General features: G+C 32.7%; 28 protein-coding genes and 1 pseudogene. 8 read left to right on the top strand and 21 right to left on the bottom strand.

Going from position 1 to position 25,136, the window contains the following annotated elements; translation table 11 throughout:
• Window positions 1-15 precede the first annotated feature (15 nt).
• Window positions 16-534 (bottom strand): gamma carbonic anhydrase family protein, encoded by a 519-nt coding sequence (locus ACVEGE_RS09825; protein ID WP_192500559.1) that lies wholly within the window; start codon window positions 532-534, stop codon window positions 16-18.
• Window positions 535-590: 56 nt separating this feature from the next.
• A pseudogene (locus tag ACVEGE_RS09820) lies at window positions 591-956 on the bottom strand (PorP/SprF family type IX secretion system membrane protein); the annotation flags it as partial.
• A gap of 161 nt (window positions 957-1,117) precedes the next feature.
• Between ACVEGE_RS09820 and ACVEGE_RS09815 the strand changes: the two are divergent.
• The 4 genes from ACVEGE_RS09815 (at window position 1,118) to ACVEGE_RS09800 (ending at window position 3,886) form a co-directional block, all read left to right on the top strand.
• Complete coding sequence (locus ACVEGE_RS09815) at window positions 1,118-2,017, top strand: NifU family protein (RefSeq protein WP_192500558.1); 900 nt, start codon at window positions 1,118-1,120, stop codon at window positions 2,015-2,017.
• Between the two features lie 120 nt (window positions 2,018-2,137).
• Complete coding sequence (locus tag ACVEGE_RS09810) at window positions 2,138-2,338, top strand: dodecin family protein (RefSeq protein WP_173850566.1); 201 nt, start codon at window positions 2,138-2,140, stop codon at window positions 2,336-2,338.
• A gap of 199 nt (window positions 2,339-2,537) precedes the next feature.
• On the top strand, window positions 2,538-2,951 hold the full coding sequence (locus tag ACVEGE_RS09805) for a YtxH domain-containing protein (RefSeq protein WP_192500557.1): 414 nt from the start codon (window positions 2,538-2,540) through the stop codon (window positions 2,949-2,951).
• A 119-nt stretch (window positions 2,952-3,070) separates the two neighbouring features.
• A complete protein-coding gene (locus ACVEGE_RS09800; protein WP_225738095.1) occupies window positions 3,071-3,886 on the top strand; it encodes a mechanosensitive ion channel family protein in 816 nt (271 codons plus the stop codon).
• A 3-nt stretch (window positions 3,887-3,889) separates the two neighbouring features.
• On the opposite strand, the gene tsaB is transcribed toward ACVEGE_RS09800, so the two are convergent.
• The 7 genes from tsaB to ACVEGE_RS09765 form a co-directional block, all read right to left on the bottom strand.
• On the bottom strand, window positions 3,890-4,558 hold the full coding sequence (tsaB, locus tag ACVEGE_RS09795; protein ID WP_192500555.1) for a tRNA (adenosine(37)-N6)-threonylcarbamoyltransferase complex dimerization subunit type 1 TsaB: 669 nt from the start codon (window positions 4,556-4,558) through the stop codon (window positions 3,890-3,892).
• 144 nt (window positions 4,559-4,702) lie between these two features.
• Window positions 4,703-5,998 carry an efflux RND transporter periplasmic adaptor subunit gene (locus ACVEGE_RS09790; RefSeq protein WP_173850574.1) on the bottom strand — a complete coding sequence of 432 codons (1,296 nt, stop codon included), beginning with the start codon at window positions 5,996-5,998 and terminating at the stop codon, window positions 4,703-4,705.
• Between the two features lie 6 nt (window positions 5,999-6,004).
• Entirely contained in the window at window positions 6,005-7,441 is a 1,437-nt protein-coding gene (locus ACVEGE_RS09785; protein ID WP_173854885.1) for a TolC family protein, read from the bottom strand.
• Between the two features lie 79 nt (window positions 7,442-7,520).
• Window positions 7,521-8,636: an efflux RND transporter periplasmic adaptor subunit gene (locus tag ACVEGE_RS09780; protein WP_192500554.1), complete on the bottom strand. Its 1,116-nt coding sequence runs from the start codon at window positions 8,634-8,636 to the stop codon at window positions 7,521-7,523.
• Between the two features lie 38 nt (window positions 8,637-8,674).
• Complete coding sequence (locus tag ACVEGE_RS09775; protein WP_173850580.1) at window positions 8,675-9,943, bottom strand: ABC transporter permease; 1,269 nt, start codon at window positions 9,941-9,943, stop codon at window positions 8,675-8,677.
• 2 nt (window positions 9,944-9,945) lie between these two features.
• Complete coding sequence (locus ACVEGE_RS09770; RefSeq protein WP_192500553.1) at window positions 9,946-11,190, bottom strand: ABC transporter permease; 1,245 nt, start codon at window positions 11,188-11,190, stop codon at window positions 9,946-9,948.
• Window positions 11,183-11,884, bottom strand: coding sequence for an ABC transporter ATP-binding protein (locus ACVEGE_RS09765; RefSeq protein WP_192500552.1), 702 nt, complete (start codon window positions 11,882-11,884; stop codon window positions 11,183-11,185). Before ACVEGE_RS09765 ends, ACVEGE_RS09770 begins: the two co-directional genes overlap by 8 nt.
• Window positions 11,885-12,057: 173 nt before the next feature.
• Between ACVEGE_RS09765 and ACVEGE_RS09760 the strand changes: the two genes are divergently transcribed.
• Window positions 12,058-13,461 (top strand): DUF4403 family protein, encoded by a 1,404-nt coding sequence (locus tag ACVEGE_RS09760; RefSeq protein WP_192500551.1) that lies wholly within the window; start codon window positions 12,058-12,060, stop codon window positions 13,459-13,461.
• A gap of 9 nt (window positions 13,462-13,470) precedes the next feature.
• Here the strand turns inward: ACVEGE_RS09760 and ACVEGE_RS09755 are convergent, their stop codons facing one another.
• The 8 genes from ACVEGE_RS09755 to cyoE form a co-directional block, all read right to left on the bottom strand.
• Window positions 13,471-13,704 (bottom strand): hypothetical protein, encoded by a 234-nt coding sequence (locus tag ACVEGE_RS09755; RefSeq protein WP_192500550.1) that lies wholly within the window; start codon window positions 13,702-13,704, stop codon window positions 13,471-13,473.
• On the bottom strand, window positions 13,697-14,236 hold the full coding sequence (locus tag ACVEGE_RS09750) for a DUF420 domain-containing protein (protein ID WP_173850590.1): 540 nt from the start codon (window positions 14,234-14,236) through the stop codon (window positions 13,697-13,699). Before ACVEGE_RS09750 ends, ACVEGE_RS09755 begins: the two co-directional genes overlap by 8 nt.
• Window positions 14,237-14,241: 5 nt before the next feature.
• Window positions 14,242-14,928 (bottom strand): SCO family protein, encoded by a 687-nt coding sequence (locus ACVEGE_RS09745; protein ID WP_173850592.1) that lies wholly within the window; start codon window positions 14,926-14,928, stop codon window positions 14,242-14,244.
• A 1-nt stretch (window position 14,929) separates the two neighbouring features.
• Window positions 14,930-15,580 carry a hypothetical protein gene (locus ACVEGE_RS09740; RefSeq protein WP_173850594.1) on the bottom strand — a complete coding sequence of 217 codons (651 nt, stop codon included), beginning with the start codon at window positions 15,578-15,580 and terminating at the stop codon, window positions 14,930-14,932.
• Between the two features lie 75 nt (window positions 15,581-15,655).
• A complete protein-coding gene (locus tag ACVEGE_RS09735) occupies window positions 15,656-16,006 on the bottom strand; it encodes a cytochrome C oxidase subunit IV family protein (protein WP_173850596.1) in 351 nt (116 codons plus the stop codon).
• Between the two features lie 18 nt (window positions 16,007-16,024).
• Window positions 16,025-17,053: a cytochrome c oxidase subunit 3 gene (locus tag ACVEGE_RS09730; RefSeq protein ID WP_173850598.1), complete on the bottom strand. Its 1,029-nt coding sequence runs from the start codon at window positions 17,051-17,053 to the stop codon at window positions 16,025-16,027.
• Window positions 17,054-17,095: 42 nt separating this feature from the next.
• The gene (locus ACVEGE_RS09725) at window positions 17,096-17,683 is read right to left on the bottom strand and encodes a cytochrome c oxidase subunit 3 (RefSeq protein WP_192500549.1); all 588 of its coding nucleotides are present in this window, start codon (window positions 17,681-17,683) and stop codon (window positions 17,096-17,098) included.
• A gap of 2 nt (window positions 17,684-17,685) precedes the next feature.
• Window positions 17,686-18,588, bottom strand: coding sequence for a heme o synthase (gene cyoE, locus ACVEGE_RS09720; protein ID WP_173850603.1), 903 nt, complete (start codon window positions 18,586-18,588; stop codon window positions 17,686-17,688).
• A 246-nt stretch (window positions 18,589-18,834) separates the two neighbouring features.
• On the opposite strand from cyoE, the gene ACVEGE_RS09715 reads away from it, so the two are divergent.
• The 3 genes from ACVEGE_RS09715 to ACVEGE_RS09705 all read left to right on the top strand — a co-directional run bounded on the left by ACVEGE_RS09715 (window position 18,835) and on the right by ACVEGE_RS09705 (window position 21,269).
• Window positions 18,835-19,560, top strand: coding sequence for a hypothetical protein (locus tag ACVEGE_RS09715; RefSeq protein ID WP_458008643.1), 726 nt, complete (start codon window positions 18,835-18,837; stop codon window positions 19,558-19,560).
• 137 nt (window positions 19,561-19,697) lie between these two features.
• Complete coding sequence (locus ACVEGE_RS09710; RefSeq protein WP_192500582.1) at window positions 19,698-20,681, top strand: IS30 family transposase; 984 nt, start codon at window positions 19,698-19,700, stop codon at window positions 20,679-20,681.
• Window positions 20,682-20,801: 120 nt separating this feature from the next.
• Complete coding sequence (locus ACVEGE_RS09705; protein ID WP_458008642.1) at window positions 20,802-21,269, top strand: hypothetical protein; 468 nt, start codon at window positions 20,802-20,804, stop codon at window positions 21,267-21,269.
• Between the two features lie 11 nt (window positions 21,270-21,280).
• On the opposite strand, the gene ACVEGE_RS09700 is transcribed toward ACVEGE_RS09705, so the two are convergent.
• From ACVEGE_RS09700 to gcvH, 4 genes are all read right to left on the bottom strand, one after another.
• Entirely contained in the window at window positions 21,281-23,398 is a 2,118-nt protein-coding gene (locus ACVEGE_RS09700; RefSeq protein WP_192500548.1) for a gliding motility protein RemB, read from the bottom strand.
• 19 nt (window positions 23,399-23,417) lie between these two features.
• Window positions 23,418-24,161, bottom strand: coding sequence for a deoxyribose-phosphate aldolase (gene deoC, locus ACVEGE_RS09695; RefSeq protein WP_192500547.1), 744 nt, complete (start codon window positions 24,159-24,161; stop codon window positions 23,418-23,420).
• A gap of 153 nt (window positions 24,162-24,314) precedes the next feature.
• Window positions 24,315-24,704 (bottom strand): VanZ family protein, encoded by a 390-nt coding sequence (locus tag ACVEGE_RS09690; RefSeq protein ID WP_370566965.1) that lies wholly within the window; start codon window positions 24,702-24,704, stop codon window positions 24,315-24,317.
• Entirely contained in the window at window positions 24,697-25,077 is a 381-nt protein-coding gene (gcvH, locus tag ACVEGE_RS09685) for a glycine cleavage system protein GcvH (protein WP_173850612.1), read from the bottom strand. The genes ACVEGE_RS09690 and gcvH overlap by 8 nt, the downstream gene beginning before the upstream one ends.
• Window positions 25,078-25,136 lie beyond the last annotated feature (59 nt).

Genomic DNA, 25,136 nt, shown 5'->3' with positions numbered 1-25,136 from the left:
TTTGAATTACAAACACTACTCTTCTTCTTTAAACCAACTAGAATACATTACATAATTATTAGCTATACGTCCTATTTCACCCGCAAAATCTGATTGGTTAATATCTTTTACTTTTGTGGCAGGAACACCCGCCCAAATAGTCCCTGAGCTAACAACTGTATTTTGAGTAATCACCGCGCCTGCAGCAATAATAGAATTGCTTTCTACAACACAATTATCCATAACTATTGCTCCCATTCCTATCAATACATTATCCTGAATTGTACACCCATGAACAATTGCATTATGCCCTATTGAAACGTTGTTACCTATAATTGTAGGATGTTTTTTATACGTACAATGAATCACTGCTCCATCTTGAATGTTTACTTTATCACCAAATTTTATAAAATTAACATCCCCTCTAATAACGGCATTAAACCACACACTACAAGATTTACCAAAACTCACCTCTCCTATTATAGTTGCATTTTCAGCAACATAACAATCATCTGGTATAATTGGCGTTTTTCCGTTTACTGTTTTTATTAACATCTTTTTTTTATTTTAATTAATTGTTGGACAATTGCAATTATACTTCTCCTTTTTACAAAATACAATTGATTTAAATCAACTTCATCCCTTGAAAACATTAAATGATAGGCATAAGTCAGTTTAACTCCTTTTTGCGAGTGATACCCATTTTTGTCATTAAAAAGAATAATTCCTGCACCCGACTTATCTCCTATTTTTCCATTAAAACTCAATGTTTGCATTGCTGGCGCATCGTCCTGACTAAACCATTGTTTGCGTGATGTCAGTCTTACTTTAGCACAATTTGCAGCACCAGCCATAGACGGGTGGATTAGATAATAGTTATCCGATAAATAGTCAGAATATACTGCAATACCTTCCTGCGAGTAAGTGAAACAGGTAACAAACAAGAAACAAATGGATACGCTAAACTTTAAAAACATGAAAACATTTTTACCTGGTGAAAATAGTATTGAAACAACTGGATAATGAAGTGAAATTCTCTTTAATAATTTAAAATAAAGTTAATTTATTCATTTATATTTCAAATATAGTTATTCATCGAAAATAACTTCACTAAATTTGTAAAAACTTACACAAAGTCATGACAAAGATCACCATAAAAGAAACTCAAAATCCAACGATATTAAAATTTGAATTTGAAGATTTCATCGCCCAAAATGAAAGTTACGAATTTAAAAATATTGATGACGCAAAAGCATCACCATTGGCACAAAAATTATTTCATTTACCATTTGTAAAAACAGTGTACATCTCTGGTAATTTTGTTGCCGTTGAAAAATACAGCATTGTAGAATGGGAAGATGTTAAAGACGCAGTTGCTGAACAAATAGAAGCATTTGTAAATGACGGAGGAGTAATTATTGCCGTACAGGAAAATAAAACTAAAAAACAACCAATTACTGTTTATGGAGAGACTACACCCAACCCGTCAGCATTAAAATTTGTTGTAAGTCGTATGTTGACTAAAAATGCTATAGAATTTAAAAACATTGATCAAACAGGCCCATCACCACTTGCGAGAGAGCTTTTTAATTTCTCTTATGTAAAAGAAATCTTTATTGATGAGAACTATATCTCTGTTACTAAATACGAAGTAATTAGCTGGGAAGAAATCACTCTTGAACTAAGAAGCTTTATCAAGCAATACATTGAGAACGGAGGGACAGTTCTTGACGAAAGCTTAATTCAAACTATCGAAAAAGACGAAAAAAATAAAGATGCTAGCTTTGATTCTTTAGATGAAACTTCTCAAAAAATCATCAACATACTTGAAGAATATGTTAAGCCAGCTGTTGCTGCAGATGGTGGTAATATTGCATTTGATTCATTCGAAGAAAGTACAAAAACAGTAAAAGTAATTTTACAAGGTGCTTGTAGCGGATGCCCTTCATCAACATTCACTTTAAAAAGTGGTATTGAAAACATGTTAAAAAGCATGCTTAATGATGAAAAAATTAATGTTGAAGCAATAAACGCATAAACAATAAAATACCCATACTACTGATTCATATTGTTTTAAACAAAAAATAACGAGCTGTTTTTTATGAAAACAAGAAAAAATTTGTTAATTTTAGTTTTTAACCAAACAAACTAAAAAATTATGTCAGTATTAAAAGTTATCGAAGTATTATCAGGTTCAAGTACAAGTTGGGAAGATGCTACACAGCAAGCCGTAACTAAAGCGTCTAAATCTGTAAAAAATATCAAATCAGTTTATGTGCAAGAGCAAAGTGCAACTGTAAAAGATGGGAAAGTTGCTGAGTTTAGAGTTAATCTAAAAATCACATTTGAATTAGAGTAATTTTATTCAAAATAAAAAAAAACGTTTCAATTGAAACGTTTTTTTTGTGCCTGTTTTTTTTTATAAAACTTGACTTTTCATTTCCAACTTTTCAAAACAACAATTTACATCAAAAATCATAAAATACTGATTAACAATAAAATAAAACAACTTATTTAAAAAAAGCTTATCATTGTACTCTAATCAAATAAAAAACAACATGGGAGTTACATCATTTTTTACAAATTTATTTGGCTCAGCCAAAGAAACTACAGCAACGCTAACAGATAAAGCCGAAACTTTTACTGATGACGCGATCGCTAGAGCAAAAGAAACGATAAGTGAAGTTGCTGATAAAGCAGAAACTGCATTTGAAGATGCCAAGGAATCTGCAGCTCCCTTGCTTGATAAAGCAAATGACTATGCTGATAAGGCCAAAGAAACCTTTAGTGAATACTCAGATAAAACAGCTGAAACTCTTGAACAGACAATGGATACTGTTAAAGAAAAAACGAAAGTTGCCATGGACAAATTAGAAGATTTTACTGACAATGCAAAGGAAGCTATTGAAGACAAAATTGATGCACTTACAGATAAAAAAACCGAACTAGAGAAAGCAAAACCTACTAAATAAGATCCAAAGAACATTTTTAATAGTGTGCTAAAAATATTAATTTGTATTTTTGCAAAGCAAACACAAACCTTCTCTTTAGAGAGGGTTTTTTATTAAAAAAAATGGCTACAGATATTAATATGGCAACACACTATGCCAACATTTATTTTAAAGAGTTTTTAGCTTACACTCCCAAATTGATCTCTGCTCTTGTAGTACTTTTCATTGGTCTATATGCTATCCGATTAATCAATAGATTCATTAGAAGAATCATGATTAAAAGGGATTTAGATCCTACATTAACTAAGTTTCTAGCCGATATTTTATTATGGGGACTTAGAATATTACTATTCGTGACTTTTATAGCAAAGTTAGGTATTGAGACCTCTTCATTTGTAGCGATATTAGGAGCAATGGGACTTGCAATAGGCTTATCACTACAAGGATCATTGTCTAATTTTGCTGGAGGAATGCTTATAATACTATTTAAACCTTTTAAAGTAGGCCATACTATAGAAGCACAAGGAGTGATTGCAACGGTTAGCGAAATACAAATTTTTGTAACTAAATTAATTACGGCAAACAATCAAACCGTTTTTATTCCGAATGGGATTTTGTCTAATGGTACAATTACAAATTATTCACTACAAAAAAGCAGAAGAGCTGATTTGACCTTTTCAATATCTTATGATTCTGACATTAAAAAGGCAAAAGATCTCATTATGGAAATATTAAATAACAACCCAAAAGTATTGCAAACACCCAAACCAGATGTTTTTGTCAAAAACCTAACAGATAGCGCTATTCAATTAGCGGTACGACCATGGGCAAACAACGAAGATTTTGGTGCAGTATTTACGGACACGTTAGAAAATTGCAAAAATGCTTTTGACGCAGCCGGAATTATCATCCAACCTTTTGTTAAAGAAGTGTCGCAAAGTAATTCAGCAACATAGCAACTACTTTTTAGGTGCAGTAATCATAAAATCTTTTAAATAAAAAGGTTCAAAATAAGCGACATCTACAGTGTCGCTTTTTTTATACTTAGCATAACTAAGCGCGCACATTTCTCTTGCTGACGGGTATTTTACCCCTTCTAAGAAATTAAAATTAGCTTTATTTAGTACCGTTTTAGCTTTATCGGCACAATCGCCCACAAAATAAATAGGCTGTTGTAAATCATTAAAAGAATCTTCAGTTAAAACCTCCGCCAGAGTTGTACGTTGAGACACTAAATCTTTAGTAAAAATTGCACTATAGACTTCCATTCTACGCGCATCAATCATAGGTACAACTAAACCCTCAGTAATTTTTACTTGCGCTGCTAATGCTTGCAAAGTATCTACAGCTATCAACGGAATCGATAACGCATAACAAAGCCCTTTTGCTGCAGAAACCCCTATTCGAAGCCCTGTATATGATCCTGGGCCTTGACTCACCGCTACAGCAGTTAAATCTTTATAAGTGATTCCTACTTCTGCCAAGCTTTCTTCAATAAAAACATGCAAACGTTCTGCGTGTGAATATCCTTCTTCTGCAATTTCATTACAAATTAGCATTTCGCCATCTTTTGCAATAGCAACAGAACAGTTTTTTGTAGCCGTTTCAATATTTAAAATGTAAGCCATTATGGTTTAGTATATCTTTTATTTAGTGCAATTTATTATTGTACAAAGGACGTTAAAACGTAGTAAAAAAACAATCCTAATCTTAAAACAAAAAGTCGCTTAGTTTTACACTAAGCGACTTTGAGAACTATTTAATGTATTCTTTTACTTTTTAGCATCAACACCTTCTTTTTTGATGCTAATTTTATCTCCTGAATTTAATTCTTTTGTTACGGTAGTATAAGGTCCTGTAACCACTACATCTCCTTTTTTAAGTCCTGATAAAATTTCAATATTAGTATCATCTTGAATTCCTGTTTTGATAATACGAATTTTAGCTTTATCTCCTACTTTTACAAATACACATTCAAATTTTTTATCGCTTTTCACAACTGCTTCCTTGTCTTCTGCAGTTTCCACTAATTGGATTCCTTTAGTAGATGTTGTATCTGATTTGATTACGATTGAACTAATAGGCACATTCACCACATTAGCTTTTGTCTTAGTAATAATATCTACTGTAGCCGTCATTCCTGGTCTAAAAGGAGAGTAAGCTGCAGGTTTTCCTTCTAATAAATCTTGGTATGATTCTTTTACAATTCTAACTTTTACTTTAAAATTAGTAACTTGATCAGATGTTAATGTACTGCTCGCTGAGTTAGAAATACTCGTTACTACACCTTTAAATTTCTTTTTTAGATAAGCATCTACTTCAACATTTGCCTCATCGCCAACTTTGATTTTCACGATATCATTTTCATTAACATCAACCTCTACTTCCATGTTATTCAAGTTAGCTACTCTTAAGATTTCAGTTCCTGTCATTTGTTGCGTACCTAGCACACGTTCTCCAAGCTCAACATTTAACATAGATATTGTTCCATCTGCTGGTGCGTAAATAACTGTACGTCCTAAATTATCTTTAGCTTCACTCACAGATGCCGAAGCACTTTGCACATTAAAATAAGCCGTTTGTTTTGTTGCTTGAGCTACCTCAAATGACGCTACTGCTTTATCCCAATCAGATTTAGATATAATTCCTTTTTGAAAAAGCGTTTTGTTTCTATCATAGCTTGATTTCGCTTCTTTAAATTGCGCATCTGCTTGTGTTAAACCTGCTTTTGATCCTGATAATCCTGCAATAGTTCTATTTAAACTTGAAGTATATAAATCAGGGTTTATTTTTACCAATAAATCTCCTTTTTTAACGACTTGTCCTTCTTTAACAGGCAATGAAATAATTTCTCCAGAAACCATAGAAGCTATTTTTACCTCAATTTCTGGTTGAATTTTTCCTGTTGCCGAAACTGTTTCTACAATAGTAGCAGTATTTACCGTAGCAATTTCTACTTCAGTTCCGTTATCTTTATTTCCAATAACTCCTGCTTTAGAAAGTGCGATTAATACAACAATAAGAAGAACTGCTCCTCCAACAATATAATAAATTGTTTTCTTTGACATAATGAATTAGTTTTTAATGATAGGAATTCCAAAATAGAATTCTAATATTTTAATTTTGAATATATAATCGTATTTTGTTCTTAACACTTCTGATTCAGCATTAGCAAGCAAAGTTTGTGACTGGTTCAAGTCAAATGAATTCATCAAACCTACATCAAATTTTTCTTTAGCATAATCATACGATCCTTTTCTTGCTTCTAAAGCGCTTAGTGCTGAGTCATACGATTTCAAAGCACCTTTAGCATCTGCGAAAGCGGTATAAACATTTCTTTGTAAATCAAGACTTTCTTGTTCTAATGCTATTTTAGATTTCTCCAAAGTTACTTTAGATCGCTCAATATTATTTCGTGCAGAGAAACCATTAAAAATAGGAATACTTAATTGCACTCCAAAAGACTGTCCTTTATTATTACTAAACTGATCAAAAAACGGTAGTGGCCCTCCTAATGTTCTTGTAAAATTAGGTGTCAATACATTTTGATTTGTCCCTTCTACAAACCCAACACTTGTTGTAGGATTTAATGCATCAGGCACAACTCCAGTAACTCTATCGCTATAAGCTACCCTAGAACTAAAACTGTAGAAACCTTGTAAAGTAGGCATCAATCCTCCTTTAGCAATAGCAAGACTTTTTTGAGCAATTTCTAAGTTTGTTTGTGCTATTTTTAACCCGGTTCTTTCTTGTTTAGCCTTAACATAAATAACATTCACATCTTGTGCTAAGACATTATTATCATCCCCTAAAATAGTATTATCAACAACATCAAACTTTGTAAAATCATCTAATTGCAATAATTGCGCTAAACTTAATTTAGAAATCAACAAAGCATTTTCGGCAGCAATTACATTTTGATTATTAGTGGCAAGCGTTGCTTTAACATCTAATAAATCTCCACGAGGAATTGTTCCTGCGTTAACGAGTTCTTGCGAACGAGCCAACTGCTTTTCATTAATTCCCATTTGTTCGTGTTGTACTTTTAAAAATTCTTTATTAAAAAGTACTTGCAAAAAAGCATTAGCAACATTCAATGCAACATCTTCTTGCATTTTTGTCAATTTATATTGTGCAGCTATAATCGATAATTTTGCTCTTCTATAGGTGTTTTGGTTTTGTAAACCTTTATAAATATCAATACCCACATTAGCACCTGCAGAGGTAAATTGAGTGGTTTGATTTTGTAACAAACCCGTAGTAATGTCTTGGTTCAAACCAATGTTCCAAGAATGCGATGCCGAAGCATTTAATGAGGGTAAGAAACTACCAAGCGCTCCTTTTTTATCGATCTGAGCTGATTGCGTATCTAGAGCAGTTTGTTTTATCGAAATATTATGCTCTACAGCATATTTCACACATTCCTCAAGTGTCCATTTTTTATCTTGCGCGTTTGACGCTAAGCTAAAAGCAAAGAGCAAAACTAAGGGTATCCAACGATTCTTTTTCATATTTTTTGTATGGAAGTGTAACAAAGGTATTACACAAATTTAACATTTATCTCTAAACTAAAATTCTTTTAATAGGTTTTTATTCTTCTGAATCTGGTTCTTTAACTCCTTGATTCCAAATTTTTATTTTATCCGATGCTTTTATTCCGCTTTTTACTTCAACATAAATTCCGTCGCTAACGCCTAGAACAAGATCTTTTCTAGCAAACTTTTGCGATTCCGTTTCTATTTCTACATACGGTAATTGTGTTTTTTTATCAAATTGTACTAAACCTTCTTTTATAGCCAAAACTTTATCGGCTTTTTCTAATATAATAGAAGCATTGGCACTTAGACCAGCTCGAATAAAAGTATCCGCTTTATTTTCTAAAGAAGCTTTAATTTCGAATTGAATAGCCCCATTTTCTGCAACACCTTTAGGTGCGATATATTGTAAAACAGCATCAAATTTTTTATTTTCGATAGCTCCAACAGTTATTTCGATAGGCAATTTCTCTTTTATCTTACCTACTTCCGACTCATCAATTTTACCTACAAAAATCATTCTGCCTACATCAGCAACACTCGCAATAGTTGTTCCTTCATTAAAATTATTACTTTCAATCACTTGATTCCCTACTTTCACAGGAACATCAAGCACCATTCCGTTTACAGTAGAGCGTATTAAGGTGTTCGCGTAATTCCCTAAGCCAGATGTTGTTCCTGTTTTAACAATATCTAAACCACGTCTAGCCGCATTATAATTTTGTTTAGCTGAATTGTAAGATAACTGAGCAGCATCATAATCATTAGCTGAAATCACACCTTTATCAAATAATGTTTTTTGTCTTTTATGCAAAATCTCCTGATTATCAAGTTCAATTTTAGCTGATTGCAATTGGTTTTGAGAACTACTTAAATTAGATACATTTGCAACTACTTTAATCTTAGCAATTAAATCTCCAGCTTTAATATTTTGTCCTGCTTTGATGTAAACCGCTTCAATAATACCTGAAATATTTGGCTTGATCAACACCTCTTCGTCTGGAACGATATTTCCTGTGGCAATTGTGTTTTTCACAATCGTTTTAGTCTCCGCTTTATCCGTAGCGTAAACTATAGGCGACTCCTGATTTTTAGCATATAAATAATACAAGGCGCCAAAGAAAGCGAAAGCTATAAAAATTAAAATAGTAATGGTTACTCCTTTTTTCATCGTGTTATGATTTAATCGATTATTTTTTGATTGATTATTTATTCGGCTCTTAAAGCGTCTACGGGTTTAACATTAATTGCTGTTTGCGCTGGGATATATCCTGCCAATAGACCAGAACCTACTAATATTAATAACGCTACAAAAACAACAGTAAGATCTACGCTTGGATTGGCAAACATCATTCCTTCGCTAGGCATGCTATCGAGGATTACATTAATAATAGCAACTACTCCCGTGGCCATTGCAATACCAAACATACCGGCGACAATGGTCAAAAAAATGGACTCTAACAATATTTGAGAACGTATCGCTCCTGGGGTTGCTCCTAAAGCCCTTCTTATTCCAATTTCTTTGGTTCGTTCTTTTACCACAATTAGCATGATATTTGAAATACCTATTACTCCAGAAAGTAAAACTAGCGTCCCTACAAAATAAGCGATGAATTTCAATATTAAAAATAGCCCTTGAATTTTACTGAACTCGGCATATAAATCAAAATTTCCAATCGCTCTATCATCCGTAGGATTTATAGAATGTCGCGATTTCATAAATTCTAAAATCTGAGGTTTTAGCGTAGTGATTGATGCGTTATCATTTGCTGTTAAAGCCATCCATCCTACTACATCTCCATAATTATAAGCTTGCTGAAATGTGGTAAAAGGAATAAATATCTTTTTCTGTTCTCTTTCAGCATTACCACCACCTCTAGATTTAGATTTGTAAATCCCTACGACTAAAAAATTAATCCCGCTTACTTTTACATAAGTTCCAATAACATCTTCTGTTCTACCGTATAAATCTGTAATTACACCGCTACCAATTATGGCTACTTTTCTTTTTAATTTGATATCTTGATAGTTAATAAAACGTCCATTAACAATTTCCATTTGTTCTTGTTTTACCAACTCAGGATAATCGCCAAAAATAGTGTACGACCCTGTTTTTGTCCCTCTAACCACATTACTAGATTCACTATCATTACCTCCTAGTTGATTACGAGGAGAAACATACAATAGATCCGGAAACTTTTCTTTTAAAGCCGTTATGTCTCCATTTTTAAAATCATACCTTCTTACTTTAGGAAGCCCTTTAAATGGCTTTGAAGTAGTTTGACTCCACATAAACATAGTATTTGTAGCTATCCCGTCAAATCCTTTCTTCACTCCGTTTTCTAGTCCTTTTCCGGCAGCAAGCAAAATCACCAGAATAAATATTCCCCAGAAAACCCCAAAAGCCGTCAAGATAGTTCGGAACGTATTTGCCGTTAGCGCCTCTAAAACTTCAATCCATTTATCTCTATCAAACATAATTATTCGTCTCTTAGTGCTACAATAGGTTTAATGCTGGCTGCTCTATATGCTGGAAAAAATCCAGCTATTGCCCCTGCTAATACTAGTAAAATTAATGTGCTCATAGCGACACTAAAATCTACTTCTGGATTTAAAAAATAATCACTTTTGACCATAGGCCCTACAATCTCTAGCAATAAAAGACTAGATAAAAGCCCTACAAAACCAGAAATTGTGGTTATAAAAATAGATTCATGCAATATCATTACTACAATAGAAAAAGGCGAAGCACCTAGAGCTTTTCTAATTCCAATTTCTTTAGTCCTTTCTTTCACAATAATCAGCATGATGTTACTCACACCAACTACTCCTGCAATTATAGTACAAATTCCAACCCACCAAAAAAACAATCGAATGTAAAGGTTTAAGTCATAAAATTGCTTGGCATCTTCAACCGTGTTACCTACCCCAATCGCTCCTTCATCATCAGGTGCAATACTATTTTTACTTCGCAATAGCTGCCCTAAGCCTTCTGTAAATTTCTCAGATTCAGCTAAAGCTTCCTCATAAGTATCTTTTTTGGGTAAGGTAAAATCAAGATTACTTATTTTATCACCTACTCCATAAGCTTGCTGAGTGGTTGTAATGGGAATATATACACGTGTTTCCTCTCTTTCCCCTGCAGGATCAGTAAAAACACCTACTATTTTAAAATTAATACCGTTAATAACTAGCAATTCTCCTATCGGACTTTTGTCCTTGAACATGTCTAGTTTTACTTTTTGTCCAATAACAGTAACTTTCTCGCTATTGTTCAGGTCATTTTGATTGATGAACCTTCCTTCAACAATAGAGGCATTTTCAACTGCTAAATAGTCTGGATTTACTCCAATGAAACGATAGTTACCCGATTCTTTTCCGTGAGACATAATACCACTCCAAAAAATATAGTTCGCTGATTTTATCACTAATTGATCACCGTATTTTTGAAGAGCAACATCATAATCGCTGTTTCTAAATTGAATTTGCCTTCCTGGATTCAATCCTTTATATTCTTTAGTTGTTGTTCCGGACCAAAAGGAAATCAATCCCGAAGCATCATTCTCAAATTTCTTTTCTATTCCGTTTTGAAGTCCTTTCCCAACTCCTAACAATATCACTAAAATAAAAATACCCGAAGCCACAGAGATTCCGGTAAGAAACGTTCTCAGTTTGTTTTTGGCAATAGCCTCAAATATTTCCTGCCAGCGTTCCGTATTAAACATATGCAGAAGCTCTTACTTGTTCTACCATTTTATCGTCTATGATTAGTCCATCTTTCAGCACTACATTTCTCTTGCACATTGCCGCAATATCTGGCTCGTGCGTTACAATGAGTATTGTTTTCCCCTCATCATTAATCCCTTGTATTAGTTCCATTACTTCATAAGAGGTCTTGGTATCTAATGCTCCCGTAGGCTCATCGGCTAATAAAACTTTAGGATTTGATGCCAATGCTCTTGCAATAGCTACACGTTGTTTTTGTCCTCCAGAAAGTTCTGATGGTAAATGATGAGAATGCGTTCCTAAACCTACTTTTTGTAAATAAGTCATCGCAATTTCATAACGCTCTTTTCTTTTAACACCTTGATAATATAAAGGCATAGCTACATTGTCTAAAGCACTTTTATAATTGATTAAATTAAATGATTGAAAAACAAAACCTAAAAATTTATTGCGGTAACGTGAAGCAATCGTTTCATTTAATTTTTTAATAGGCACATTATCTAAAGTATAACTTCCTGTATCTGCCTCATCTAAAATTCCCAAAATATTCAGCAATGTAGATTTACCAGAACCTGAAGAACCCATTATAGCAACTAGCTCCCCTTCTTTGATACTAAAATTAATGCCTTTTAAGACATGTAATTCTGAGTTTCCCATTTTATAGGATTTATGTAAATCTTTAATTTCTATCATAAGTATCGTTTTGTAAACAATAGTTTTTATCTAATAAAAGAATTCCTAATGCTTATTATCTAAAAAGCGCTAATCAACATCTTAATTCATAAGACTTAATTATGATATAAATGTTACAGTTTTATCTTAAAATATATTTCTTTTAGTAATTTTACGACTTAAAAATTAAAATAATGCCGAAACATATCTTCGCTTTAAGTCTATTATGTCTATTAGCAATTAGTTGCTCAACAACTCAAAAAATAGATACATTAAAACCTGAACCAGATGACGCAACTCCGCTGGTATATGAAAACAAGACTTCCTTTATAAACATACCAATTAGCGTAAAACTCAAGGATATCGAGAATCAAACCAATGCTTTGTTAAATGGATTAATTTATGAAGATAATGACATTACAGATGATGATATTGAAATGAAAATATGGAAACTTGCTCCAATTACGATACAAAATGAAAACGCATCTTCAGGAGAAAGAATTAAAACTATTTTACCCTTAAAAGCTACTGTAAAATATAGAATAGGAACAAAGACATTGGGCGTGTCCTTATACAATACTCAGGAATTTAATTTAAATGGTGTCATTACACTGAGTAGCGATGTAGCATTGAATAACTGGAAACTAATTACAAAAACACAATTGAAATCCTTAGAATGGAACGAAAGCCCAACGATGGTTGTTTTTGGGAAAAATGTCCCTGTAACCTATTTAATGAATCCTGCCGTACAAATTTTTAAATCAAAACTTGAAAAATCTATTGACTCAGCTATAGAAAAATCAATGGATTTTAAACCAAATGTTCTAGCAGCTTTAGAAAAAGTATGCATGCCTTTTCAAATGAACGAAGCCTATGAGAGTTGGCTTCGCATAGTACCTGTCGAAATTTATAGTACAGCCGCTAAATTAAAAAATGATTCATTTCTCCTTCAAATGGGAATGAAATGTACTATGGAAACACTCATTGGCCAAAAGCCAGAAAGTAAATTTGATGCAAATAAAATAGTATTGAAACCCGTTATTAAAATCCCAAATCAAATCACCGCAAATATTGTTGCAGTATCTACGTATCAAGATGCTTCTAAAATAATACGAAAGAATTTTTCAGGTCAAGAATTTGAATCTGGTTCAAAAAAAGTAAAAGTTCAAGATGTAGCTATCTGGCATAAAGATGGCAAAATGGTTATTGCCTTAGAAATGACAGGTTCTGTAAACGGAAAAATTTACCTTGCAGGTTATCCTCAATATGATAACAAAACAAGAGAGATTTATTTTGATCACTTGGACTATGTTTTGGATACTAAAAGTAAATTGATGCGTACCGCAAACTGGCTAGCACAAGGAATTGTATTAAGAAAAATTCAGGAAAGCTGCCGTTACTCTATTCAAGCAAATCTAGATGAAGGTAAAGAAACTATGATGACTTACTTAAAAAATTACTCGCCTATTCCGGGTGTTTATGTAAATGGTAAAATGGATGACATTGAGTTTGACAAAATACAGTTGACTAAAAACGCAATTATTGCATTCATAAAAGTCAACGGACAAATAAACATAGCGGTAGACGGATTAAAATAATCGCTACTGCTAAGTTGTTTTTTTCTTTTTATATAACCTATAAACCGCATAACCTATACCACCTACTAAAATATACGGTATAGCCATTAAATAAACGATTCCGTCATTGACGGCTTGTGCTTGAGCAACATTAGACTCACCTCCTAAAGCGGCTCTACACATTGCACATTGTGCTTGTACTGCTGCTGAAGAAAGGATTAAAAACGATAGAGCTATAAATTGAAATTTGATTTTTTTAAACATAATAAGGAGAAATCATTAAATAAACTACAACACCAGTTACCGCAACGTACAACCAAATAGGAAATGTGATTTTTGCAATTTTTTTATGTTTATCAAATACTTGAGCCAATGCTCTAACGTAAGTAATTAACACAAGCGGAATAATTATAACCGATAAAACGATGTGCGTAAATAAGATAAAATAATAAACATATTTAATGATTCCTTCTCCACCAAATTTAGTCGAATCAGAGGTCATGTGGTACGCAACGTACATTCCTAAAAAAGCAATTGAACAGCCAATTGCCCCTTTCATTAAATTTTCATGCAATTTTTTATTACCATTTTTAATGGCAACAACTGCAGAAACTAATAAAACTGCTGTAATTGCATTTATTGTAGCATAAATAGGTGGTAAAAACGTGAGCGGAGCCACATCAAAACCTAATTTCCTTAAATTCACACTAAAAAGCAACACAACAACTAACGGAATTGCCACTGATAAAAGGACAATCCACTTTTTATATTTTTGTTCTAAATTTTGCTCACTCATAATTTCTATTCTTCTAATAACATGCTAATGTCTTGTTGAATATCTCTAACTCCTTTTTTCTCTAAACCGTCGTAATAAAGAATCGGATTACCAAAATTGTCTTTTCTACAACGGATATTCCCTTCCTTATCAATCAACGCAAACAATCCAGAATGTTCAAATCCACCAGCAACTTTATCATTGGCAGCAGCATAAAGATTAAATCCCTTATTCGCTAATCCAAATATATAATCACGATCACCCGTTAAAAAATTCCAATTAGCAGACTTTACACCTAATAGTTCAGCATGTTCTTTCAAAACTTTTGAAGTATCATGATTAGGATCTATGGTTATAGATGCGATTCCGAAATTAGGATTCCCAAAGAATTTCTTTTCGATAAGCAACATGCTTTGATTCATCTTAGGACAAATTGAAGGACATGTTGTAAAGAAAAATTCTAAAACGTAAACTTTTCCTTTATAAGATTCATTAGTAATCTTCTCGTTGTTTTGATTGACTAATTCAAATTTTGGCGCAGGCCCAATTTCAACTAGTTTCTCATCTTTTTTAGAAGCAGTAGCAACATTGTCTAAACGATCTGCTTGAACAACATCACCGTTTTGAATGCGACTAATAATTTTAGGAATTGCATAGATTCCAAATACCAAAATAATGAATGATATACCGATGTATGATTTATTCTTAAACATATTATTCTTTTAAAAGTTGTTTTGTAGCATTGTGATTTTTCTTAAGCGCAGCACGATATTCATAAAGAATAATTTTAAAATCATCAAGCATCTCATTACTCAATTCAGATGGATGAAAAGTATTGTAGCCCTCTTTATATTCTTCTTGATCTTTTCTACCTCTCAAGTTACGTTCTTTATCTACTATGTAAACATTAGGCGTTCCAGTAAATTCATCTAGTTTCCCTTTTAAGTGCAATTGCTCGTAATAGGTTTTAATATTCTCTGGAGTGGTAAACACAAAATGCCATTGCGATACATCAGTAAACTCATCTAGAGCATCCATAATACTTTTAATATCATTCTCAGTTCCTAATGGACAAACCATCACAAATTGTAAATCCTTGAAGGTATGGTAACGCTGGTAGATCTTTTCATTAAGATTAAAAAGGTTACCCCTGTTTTTTAAAACATCAGTTCCTGAAAAGCCTAAAATGGTAATTTTATTATCTAAAGATACTTTTTCTTTATCCAAAGACTCCCAATTTCCTAAATCAGGAATTTTAGGTGTAACGGTGGGTAATTTTGTAAAACTATTTACCCCAGATGCAAAAAAAAGATATGCAACGATTGGTAAAATGAAAAGAACGAAAAGGACAATATTTTTTTTCATTACGACACTACTATTTTAATTGCAAAAATAAAAAAAGGTACGCAATGCGTACCTCTTTTTTTGAATTAATATATGTTAAAAATTCCATTTAATGGTCGAATCTTTAAAAACCCCATAAATATAATGCCCTTCAGTTAAAAATATGAAAAGTATATATAAAATTAGAAAAACTGTAGGTATAACCACTGCCCATCTAAGACTCCCTTTTTCACCACCTAAGTGCATGAATTCCCATACAATGTAATAGGCTTTAAAAACAGTCAGAATATAAAATACCCAGTTAAGCAAGTTCATTCCTAGGAAATGATTTAAGTGCAAGAAATCTGGTTTAAGTATTCCTAAAAACACCTCTATAATAGTTACAGCAGATAATATTGCGAAAACCTTCCAGATTCCGCTGGTATTAGATACATGTTCGTGTGACATAATAATAATTTTTTAAAATTAAACTAGATAGAAAACGGTAAATACAAATACCCATACTAAATCGACAAAGTGCCAGTATAAACCAACTTTCTCTACCATTTCGTAGTTTTTTCTTTTTTCATAAGTACCTAAAAGTACATTAAAGAAAATAATGATATTAATAATAACACCTGAGAATACGTGAAATCCGTGAAATCCTGTAATGAAGAAAAAGAAATCAGCAAATAATTTATTACCGTATTCATTTCTAATCAAGTTAGCTCCTTCAACCACATAATGTGCTTGAGACAATCTTACTAAAGATTCTTCTCTAGTTAAAACTGTTTTGTGCTTGAATTTACTTAAATCATGATTTATCTTAGCATCTTTAACCGTTTCTGGTGTTGCTTCATAAATCGATTCTGTTCTTACTAAAAGATCAGGATGTGCTTCAAATCCAGCTTGTACTTCGGCAACAGAGTAAGTAGGTAAAGCGCCTTCGCTAACAAACCAACTTCCCGTATTTCCTGTATGCTGAACACGCTCTTCATGTAAATTAGCTGCAAAATCAGCTAAAGCAACACGATTCCCGTCTTTATCAACAAACTGAAGTAAACTACCTCCTTTTGTCTCAACAGCACCATACTCCCCTTTTATGAAATTTTTCCATTCCCAAGCTTGAGATCCTACGAAAATCAAACCACCAACAATGGTTAAAAACATATAAACAATGACTTTGTTTTTTTTCATTTGATGACCTGCATCAACGGCTAAAACCATTGTTACAGATGAAAAAATCAAAATAAAAGTCATTAATGCTACATAATACATAGGTGCAGATACACCATGCATAAATGGAAAGTGTGTAAACACTTCATCGGCCAATGGCCATGTCTCAATAAATTTAAATCTAGAAAAACCGTAAGCTGCTAAAAATCCAGAGAACGTTAAGGCATCAGACATGATAAAAAACCACATCATTAATTTACCATAACTTGCTCCCATTGGCTCATTGCCGCCTCCCCAAGTTTTTTCTTCACTATTTGCAGTAGTAACTGTCGCTTCCATAAAAGTTATTCGTTAAAAAGTTCCCAAATTTACGTTTTTTTCTTATTTAAAGAAATATAAAAATACAAATAAATAAATCCACAAGAAATCTAAAAAGTGCCAGTACATCGCACCTAGTTCTATTCCAAGAGTTTGACTCGAATTGTATTTTTGTTTAAAATGATTATAAATTATTATTAGTAGTGAAATCAACCCTCCCGCAAGGTGAATCAAGTGCACAACTGTCACTATATATAGAAATGTAGTCGTAATTGAACTCTCACTTCCTGTAAAATAATAACCGTTTTCTACTATTTGTCTGAATCCTGCAAACTGCAAAACAACAAATAATATTCCGAGCGCTAAAGTAGACAAAAGAAAGATAGTAGTCCTACTTTTATTGTCTTTTTGAATAGCTTTTTTTGCTAAATGGATCGTAACACTACTCGCTATTATCACAATCGTACTGTAATAAAACGCTGTAGGTAGCTCAAAGTCTTTCAACCAATCTACTCTTGCCTTACTAACTACAAAAGCACTAGTAAGTCCCGCAAACATCATAATCATACTGACCATAGCAAACAACAAAATCAACTTATAGGATCTTGCCGTTCTTAACTTATGCTCATCTTTTGTCATTGTCATTTCCATAACTATCTTAAAAATTTATCAAATATATACACTAATTGAAGTAAGGTAATGTAAGAAACACTAACTAACATTAATGTCCTAGCCGCTTTTGGAGTTCGTGTTTTATACAATTTAACCGCATAAAAAAGCATCCAAATCCCTAATAAAAACACTAAAACTGCCGCTACTGGAGTTAAATAAAGCTTTCCTGTAAAACCTAACGCAGGCAATAAAGAAGCTATAATTAACCAAACGGTATATAAAATAATCTGCAACGCAGTTCCTTTGTCTTTTTTCTTAGTAGGCAACATAAAGATCCCCGCTTTTTCATAGTCTTCATACAAAAACCAACCAATAGCCCAAAAATGAGGGAATTGCCAAAAAAACTGAATCAAAAATAAAGTACCCGCTTCTATACCAAAATTACCTGTAGCTGCTACCCATCCTAACATAAACGGAATCGCTCCTGGAAAAGCACCCACAAAAACAGACAATGAGGTCACCGTTTTTAAAGGTGTATAAACACTCGTATATAAAAATATAGAAATCGCACCAAACATGGCCGACTTAGGATTAATCATATAAAGCAATGTGATACCGATAATAGTAAGTAAACTAGCTACAATTAAAGCGACTCTAGGCGACATTCTTCCTGCAGGAACGGGACGATTTTTAGTACGATCCATTAAAAGATCAATGTCTTTTTCAATAACCTGATTGTAAGCATTTGATGCTCCAACCATGCAGTAACCACCAAAAATAAGCATCAACAACACAGACCATTTAAAAGGATTTGCATCATCTACTCCTAAAAAATATCCAGCAATAGAAGAAAATAAGACACTAATTGCAAGACCTGCTTTAGTGATTTCTTTAAAATCTAAAAAAACCGTTTTAAGGGAAAATGTATTTTGTGTTGTACTCAATGGGATTTCATTAGGTTTTTTAAAACTTCTGCAAAGGTACAAATTAGATTGGTATTTAATAATAAGGCATCTTATTTTTTAAATCTAAAATACAAACTGCAATAAATCATTAATTTATCATTAAAAACGTATTACAACGACAAAAACAATCATTTCATCGGATAAAACTACTCAAATAGGCGAAAAAGAAAGAAAAACTAATGTTCATTGACTTAAATTTAACAGCAACTTGCAAAATCAAATAAAATGAAAATAATTACTCCTATCATTTGCTTAAGCATATTCTCACTTCTTCTAAGCTGCACAAATGAAACTACAGCTATAGAATTAGAAAAAACAGTTCATAATGACATTCTAGAACAGGCCTACCAAGAAATGTTAACTCAAAAAAACACCCCTAATCCTACCGAAGTAATAAAGAAAAATCCCAAAAAAATATATGTCCACTACATGCCTTGGTTCCATACTCTCGAACAAGATGGTTACTGGGGACAACATTGGACAATGACTAACAAAAACCCAAACAACATAAACGCTCAAGGCAAAAGAGAAATAGCATCACACTATTACCCGTTAATAGGCCCATATTCTTCTAATGATCGAAATTTACAGGAATATCATTTACTACTCATGAAATTATCAGGTATTGATGGAGTAATATTTGATTGGTACGGCAGTAGAGATGTTTACGATTACAATTCAATTAAAAAAAGCACCGAATCCTTTATAGAAAAAATTGAAGATGTGGGACTGCAGTTTTCTATTATGTATGAAGACAAAGTAGCCGAAAATTTAAAAACGCAAAGAATTCCAACCGTAAATCTTACTGCAGCAATAGCTGACTTACAATACATTGAAAACGCCTATTTTACAAGTGCAAATTACTTAAGAAAAGACAATACCGAGATGTTGTTTCTTTTTGGACCTAATTATATCAAAGATTCTTTAGACTGGGATCAAATAGACCCTTAGATTCAATTAATAAATGCAACATTTGGAAGTTGCGGTTTGGATAAATTTTTTCAGAAAAGAGAAAAGAAAATTAATTCTTTTCCTCTTTATCTGAATGGTAAATTTTGCCTTACTTGCTCCTCGACCAAAAATTGCAAATTATGAGCCAAATTACACAAGAGCAAAGATACATAATAGAAACATTATTGAATGAGAATTATTCAAAACTCGAAATAGCTGAGCGATTAAAAAAAGATGTTTCCACAATTTATAGAGAAATAAAAAGGAATTGCGATAAGCGAAACAACAAGTACAGAGCTGTCTTAGCTCACCGTAGGTGTGAAGAAAGGCATTTCGATAAAAAGAAGAGAATTCGATTTACCACTGAAGTTAAAGATTTTGTTGAGCACTGGATTAAGCAAGAATATAGTCCAGAGCAAATAATGGGAAGAGCAAAAGAGCAAGGACTCAATTGTGTATCTCATGAAAGAATTTATCAATACATTTGGAAAGATAAAAAACAAGGGGGCGACTTACATCTTTATTTGCGTTCCCAAGGGAAGGTTTATAGAAAAAGAGGTGCCTCAAAAGATAAGCGAGGACTGATAATGGGTCGTGTTGATATTGACCAAAGACCCAAAAGCGTAGAAGACAGAAAGACAATAGGTGATTTAGAAATAGACTTAATGATTGGAGCTGAGCACAAAGGAGCTTTGTTGACAATCAACGACAGAGCAACAGGAGTTGCTAAAATACGTATATTAAAATCAAAAGAAGCAACAGAAGTAAATCAAGCAATAATAGATGCACTCCAAGATTGGACACCATTTATAAAGACAATTACATCTGACAATGGAAAAGAATTTGCACACCATCAAAAGGTATCTGAAATCTTAGAAATAGATTATTATTTTGCAAAACCATATCATAGTTGGGAAAGAGGTTCAAATGAAAACATGAATGGATTGATAAGACAGTATTTCCCAAAGGGGATGAATTTCGAAAACATAACAGCCAAACAAGTACAAAATGCGGAAGACAAATTAAACAACAGACCTAGGAAAAGATTTGGGTATAAAACCCCAAACGAAGTTTTTATACATTCATTAAATAATAACGGTCAAGTTGCATTTATGACTTGAATCCGCCACCTAAAATTACAATCGAAACCTAAACTCATAACTTTATGGAAAGCAAGCAATAGATTAGGAAGCCACTCCAGCGGAGAATTTAGCTGGATAGATAAAAATCACACCAATACTTTGTCTAATTATTATGATTATACAGTACAAAATAACATTGCGACCATTGGCGGAATATATCCTGGCTTCAATGATTACTATTATGAAGGCGGATGGCGAACTGACACAATTTTAGACTGGAAAATCCCTCATAATAATAACCAAACATTACAAGAAACATTAGACCTAACAGATCGTTACCCCGTAGCCTTCATACAATTGATCACTTGGAACGATTTTGGCGAAGGAACAATGGTAGAACCCACATTAGAATTTGGTTTTACACCATTAGAAAAAATACAAATTTACACTGGGGTCTCTTTCACCAAAGAGGATTTAGAACTCCCCTATAAACTGTACAACTTAAGGCAAAAACATAAAAACAATCCTAGATTACAAATTATACTCAAAAGAGTTTATCAATTAATCTTTACTCTTAAATTAGAAAGAGCAAGAATAATATTAGCAATTATAGAGCAAGTATATTGAATCAACACGCACTAATAATCAAAATACCAGTTAAAAATATCAGCTCTTAATCCTAATGTAAACCAATTTGTACTTTGAGTAAAAGTAGTTGCTGTATTTTTGGAAGGATCATAACTTCTATAAATATAACTACCAAATAATTTTAGATTGGTTGCTGGATTCACCAAATATCCCATTTGTAAATCAGTTATAAAAACAGCCATTTTATTCCCTTGACCTACTTTAACACCTGTATCATAAGGCCTATCTACGTCATAGTCTTTATATATATTCCCACCGTAGTTAAAACTATCTTCGACAGTGTCAAAATCAAAACCTCGGGTTCCAATAGTAATTTTTGCATCAGCAAAATACCTTCCTTTATGATACCTAGCAATAGCAAGAAACTCTCTAAAGTTACCGCCCCATTGATGACCTAAACTCTGGTTATTATGCGCATAATTAGTAATAGGATTACTGTGCGAATACACATAAGGACGCGCTTGATTATATTCTAATTGTAATAATAAATTATCTACATTAAAAGCATTATAATACTTCACACCTAGCTGGTAGGCAAATTTGTTTTTCCAACTGTTATCTGCACCACGTACATCACCAAGTGAAAACTCATCAATCAATAGCTGCCCGTATAGATTAATCTGATTACTCCATTTGTATTTAAAAGTAAGTCCTAAAAGCGCATTTCCTGTTCTAGCTGAAGACTCAAATTCAACGGCACGATAAAAAATTATCGGGTTTATAAAACTAGCATCAAATCCCCTATCGTTTGTATTAGTCCAAACAACAGATTCAAAGAACCCTAAATTCAATCGGTTAGACACATTCCAACTCAAATAGTGGTTAGCAATAAATTTAGTAGCATATGTTCTTTCAAGCGTAACCTCTGGACGCACATCTTTAAGCCACATGTATGTATTTGTATATTTTAGTTTCCAAAAAGTGGTATTTATTTTAAAATAAGGATACGGACTTGCACCATCACTTTCTAATAAAGAACGGTAACCATCCCCAATAAAATTCCTTCCATATCCTAATTGCAAGTCAATATGTTTGCTTGGCGCAAAAGTAATATTAGCTTCAGCCATAGGAAAATCATACGAGTCTGTTTTAAACTCTTTAGCAATTCCTACTCCTGGGATAATTGCAGGATCGCCGCCATCAGGTTTAATTGACTCAGCATAATTATTGAAATAAGCTGCAAACCTACCCTGACTCTCAAAAACTGTAGTTGTAAAAGTTAAGTTTTTACCTAAACCTCCTCTAAAATTTACCGCACGTGTATTCACATAAGTATACGACGCATCAGAATCTGACGCTTTACCCAATTGCAAATCGACAATAGGATTTAAAGTTAACCAATATCCTTCTCCTTGAATTTGAACCATATTTTCATTCCAAAGTTTTCTTGCCCACCATCCTGACGCCTCTTTTTTTAATTTATTATTCGCTTCTTTAATATTATAATATTTAGAAACCTCTTGATAAGTATACGGCTTAGAAGCAGTGTGATTATTGCTTCCTACTTTATTTAAAGCGCCATCAAACTGCGCATAGTAACTATGAGAAAAAGGAATATTCAAATGACTTTCTAGTTCAGGATTGGTGTATTTATAATAAACAATGCTATCTAACTCCGTTAATTGTTTATTTTCTGTATCATGTAAAATAGCGGCATAAGCCATTTCCTCAGAAGCTATTTCTTTAGTACTTTTTAGCGGAATAGATAACGTAATATTATATTTAGAATAGACTGGAATTCCGTTATGCGTAGGCGGAATAACTTTAGGAAACTTTGCAAAAACACGCTTCGATTCGGCTATTAGATTCTCATCAACCGCATTTACGTAAATCACTTTAAAAATACCATTTGCATCAACCTCAAAAAGCACTTTTATAATTCCCTTGAAATTATTTTTTACAAGATTTTCAGGTACAACAAAATTATCAAAAACAAAGTCTTGTACATTATCATAAAAGCAACGCTCTAACTCCGTTCCTTCACTGTTTTTACAATTTGGAAAAACAGGAAAACGATCTACAGATAAATTAGACTCAGAAATAGTATTTTGAGAAAAAGTAAAAAAAGAAATGAATGATAGACAAAAAGTTAAGAACGCCTTTTTCATATTGGTTTTGGTTGTTTTTTTAGTATTCTTGTTGCGAATCTTCGTCATCTGCAATTGCTTTAGCACCTGAAGTTCCAATTCTTTTTACACCTAAACGAATCATATTGACCGCTTCGTCGTAAGTACGCACTCCTCCTGCGGCTTTTATGGGCAATGGAGATGCATTTTCTAACATCATAATAATAGTTTCAACGGTAGCTCCATTTGGCAAACCATCTTCTGTTTTATAGAAACCAGTTGATGATTTCACAAATACGTTATTATACTCTTCTTCTTTAAAATTTGAAATCACGACATTTTTTATCAATGAAGACAACTGAATTATTTCTTTATCGTTTAAAGCCGCAACTTCAATAATCCATTTCACTACTTTATTATGATCTAATCCTAACTGAGTACATTGAAGCACTTCATTTTTCACTAAGTCAATATCACCCTCTTTAAAAGCTTCATAATTACACACAAAATCTAAATCATCGGCACCATCTTCAATCGCTTGTTTTGCTTCCTCAAGCTTATTTTCTACTGTTGAGCTTCCTTCTGGAAAATCAATTACCGTACCTACTAAAACAGTAGATTTAGCATCAGTAATCATCTTTTGCGCAAGCGCAACCATTTCAGGCCTAATCATTATTAACTTGAAATTTTCAGTAATAGCTTCGGCAATAAATTTGGTTACAACTTTATTATTTTCCTTTTCGTCAAGACCAGCTTGATGCGCTGTTTTCAAATAGGTTGAATCTAAGTAGTTCTTGATATTCATAATAAGAGATTTCTAAAATGGTTATTAAAGACTGCCACAAAAATACGTTTTAAATTCAAAAATAGTTAGATATACACAATTAGTTTTGACAAACGAGACACTAGATAAAATTAAAGAGAACATAAAAAAATCCCGTCGAAACGGGATTTAAATTTATTTATTATTTGTGTTTGACGACTTTACTTTATCATAAAACAACACTAAAAAAGTTGCGATTGTAGCCCCAGCAATATTTGCTAGAACATCAAACTTATCAGCACTTCTCGTTGTAGTTAACTGCTGTTGTAAAAACTCGATTAAAACCCCAAAAAATACGGAAAGCATAAACGACACAAACAACGGCTTGAATCTATTGGCATTGTTTATTTGGGTTCTAAAAAATAAAATCCACAATAACGTAAACACAAAATGAAAAAATGCATGGATGTATTTATCTAGGTTTGCAATTGAAATTACAGGTAGATTATTTGCTTTAGTTAAACATAAAAACAAAACAATAACCGTCCATAATAGTGCAGAAAAAAGAAAAAATAGTTTACGCACCAATCAAATCTTTGTAAGCTTCGCTAGACAATAATGAGTCAAAATCTGCAGTATTTGCTACTTTAATTTTGATCATCCATCCTGCTCCGTATGGATCAGAATTTACTGTTTCTGGAGTGCTCTCTAAAGCGTCATTGAATTCGATAATTTCACCCGCAAGAGGAAGAAACAAATCCGAAACCGTTTTTACTGCTTCAACAGTACCAAAAACCTCGTCTTTTTCAAGAGTTTGATCTAAAGTTTCTACTTCAACATAAACGATGTCACCTAATTCTTTTTGAGCAAAATGTGTAATTCCTACAGTAGCTACATCGCCATCTAAACTAACCCATTCGTGATCTTTAGTGTACTTTAAATTTGCTGGTATACTCATAATAATATGCTATTAATGATTGATTATTTATTTGTTACGCAAATGTAACAATCTTATGT

It is taken from the genome of Flavobacterium sp. PL002 (assembly GCF_054165825.1).
This window is presented reverse-complemented; position numbering and strand designations above follow the sequence as displayed.